At 73.7% G+C, this 2376-nt stretch carries 3 protein-coding genes and 1 pseudogene; 2 read left to right on the forward strand and 2 right to left on the reverse strand.

All coding sequences use genetic code 11. From position 1 onward, the window contains the following. Window positions 1-569 (reverse strand): AMP-binding protein (locus ACTWQJ_RS50255; RefSeq protein ID WP_443313023.1); only part of this gene is annotated, 569 nt, incomplete at its 3' end. A 123-nt stretch (window positions 570-692) separates the two neighbouring features. On the opposite strand from ACTWQJ_RS50255, the gene ACTWQJ_RS50260 reads away from it, so the two are divergent. Further along, window positions 693-1823 (forward strand): acyl-CoA dehydrogenase family protein, encoded by a 1131-nt coding sequence (locus tag ACTWQJ_RS50260; RefSeq protein ID WP_443313024.1) that lies wholly within the window; start codon window positions 693-695, stop codon window positions 1821-1823. Further along, entirely contained in the window at window positions 1820-2218 is a 399-nt protein-coding gene (locus ACTWQJ_RS50265; protein WP_443313025.1) for a RidA family protein, read from the forward strand. Before ACTWQJ_RS50260 ends, ACTWQJ_RS50265 begins: the two co-directional genes overlap by 4 nt. A 32-nt stretch (window positions 2219-2250) precedes the next feature. Here ACTWQJ_RS50265 and ACTWQJ_RS50270 read toward each other — a convergent pair. Next, window positions 2251-2376, reverse strand: a pseudogene (locus ACTWQJ_RS50270) (sulfate ABC transporter substrate-binding protein); the annotation flags it as partial.

Below are 2376 nucleotides of genomic sequence, written 5' to 3' on the forward strand. Positions count from 1 at the left end.
TCGGCCGCGGTGTCCACGGTGGGGTACGGCGTGTCCGGCGCCGGGCGGTGCAGCAGGTCGTCCGGGGCGTCACCGCCGTACGTCGTGATCCGCAGCCCCGGGATCTCGGCCTTGGCGAGGTCGTCGACGGCCCGGATGTCGCACAGGGCGTGCCGCACCCGCGCCATCTCGCAGATCGTGCTCAGTTCGTGCGGGCGCTGCTGGGCCAGCACGGTGACGGCGACCGCGCCCGCCTTCAGCACCGCCAGCCAACAGGCGGCCAGCCAGGGCGTGGTCGGGCCGCGCAGCAGGACGCGGTTGCCGGGGGCGATCCCGAGGCCGGTGGTGAGGATGTGCGCGAGCCGGTCGACGCGGGCGCGCAGCTCGCCGTACGTCCACGGCTCGCCGTGCGGGGTGCGGAACGCCGTGCGGTCGTCCGGGGGGCCGTGCAGGAGTGCGGCGGCGCAGTTCAGCCGTTCGGGGTAGCGCAGCTCCGGCAGGTCGAAGCGGAGCTCGGGCCACTGGTCGGGCGGCGGGAGATGGTCGCGCGCGAAGGTGTCGACGTGGGCGGAGCGGGTCAGTCCGGCCATGGCGGTTCGCCCCTTGCCTGGTGGGCGTCGGGTGGGCTCGCACAAGGAGCGTATCGCATTGGTGACGGCAGTCAATGTCACGCGATACCGTCGAGGTGTCACGCCCCGGAGGGAGGACCGGCAGTGCCCGCATTCTCGCTCGAACCGGACCAAAGCGCCTGGTGTGCCGAGCTGCGCACCCTCGCCGCCGAACGATTGCGCCCGCTCGCCGAGAAGGGTGAGCCCGGGCACGTCAACCGGCCGCTCCTCGCCGAACTCGGCCGGCTCGGGCTGCTGCAGCGGCTGTTCACCTCCGGCGCGCTCGACCTCTGCCTGATGCGCGAGTCCCTCGCGTACGCCTGCACGGAGGCCGAGACCGCTCTCGCCCTCCAGGGCCTGGGCGCCCACCCGGTGCACGCCCACGGCACCCCGGCCCAGCGTGAACGCCTGTTGCCGGGGGTGATCGAGGGCACCACGGTCGCGGCCTTCGCGCTGAGCGAACCGGGGGCCGGGTCGGACGCGGCGGCGCTGTCCCTCGCCGCCGAGCCCGACGGCCCGTCCCGCTGGCGGCTCACCGGGGAGAAGTGCTGGATCTCCAACGCCCCCGAGGCCGACCACTACACCGTCTTCGCGCGGACGACACCGGGCGCGGGCGCGCGCGGGGTGACCGCCTTCCTCGTGCCGGGCGATCGGCCCGGCCTCACCGGCACCGGCCTCGACATGCTGTCGCCGCATCCCATCGGGGCCCTGGACTTCGACGCCGTGCCGGTGACGGCGGACGACGTGCTCGGCGAGGCCGACCGCGGCTTCCGCGTCGCCATGGGCACCCTCAACCTCTTCCGGCCCAGCGTCGGCGCCTTCGCGGTCGGGATGGCGCAGTCGGCGCTGGACGCGAGCCTCGCGCACACCGCCCGCCGGGAGGCCTTCGGGGGCCCGCTGAGGGACCTCCAGACCGTGGCCCACCGGGTCGCCGAGATGGCGGTACGGACCGAGGCGGCCCGCCTGATGGTGTACGCGGCGGCGACGGCGTACGACGAAGGCGCCGACGACGTCCCGCAACGCGCCGCCATGGCGAAACTGCTCGCCACGGAGACCGCCCAGTACGTCGTCGACGCGGCCGTCCAGCTGCACGGCGCGCGGGCGCTGCGCCGCGGGCATCTGCTCGAACACCTCTACCGCGAGGTGCGCGCACCGCGCATCTACGAGGGGGCCAGCGAGGTCCAACGCGGCATCATCGCCAAGGAGTTGTACGCGAGCCTGGAGGCGACCCCGTGACCGCCGAGCGCATCGACCCGCCCGACCTCTCCCCGGCCACCGGCTTCTCGCACGCCGTCGTCGCCACCGGATCCCGCCTGGTGTTCCTGGCGGGCCAGACCGCCCTCGACACCGACGGCAAGGTCACCGGGACCACCCTTCCCGAGCAGTTCGAGAAGGCGCTGACGAACCTGCTGACCGCGCTGCAGGCGGCGGGCGGCACCCCGTCCGACCTCGCCCGTGTCACCGTCTACGCCACGGACGTCGCCGCCTACCGCGTCCACGCTGCCGAACTGGGCAGCATCTGGCGGCAGTTGGCGGGCCGGGACTACCCCGCGATGGCGGTCGTCGAGGTCGTGCGGCTGTGGGACGAGGAGGCGATGGTGGAACTGGACGGGTTCGCGGTGCTGCCGTAGTGCCGCCGTGGCCTGAGGAGGTCCGGTTGTCGCTACTCGGCGCCGAGACCGGCGTCGTCGACCTCGTCCTTGCCCTCGGCCTCGAGGACCTTGTTGAGCGGTGCGAGGTCGTAGATGCCCTTCAGATCGGGCTCCTCCAGCAGGCCGGCCTTCACCGC

This window comes from Streptomyces sp. KR55 (assembly GCF_052245645.1).
GTDB classification, from domain to species: Bacteria; Actinomycetota; Actinomycetes; order Streptomycetales; family Streptomycetaceae; genus Streptomyces; species Streptomyces flavusporus.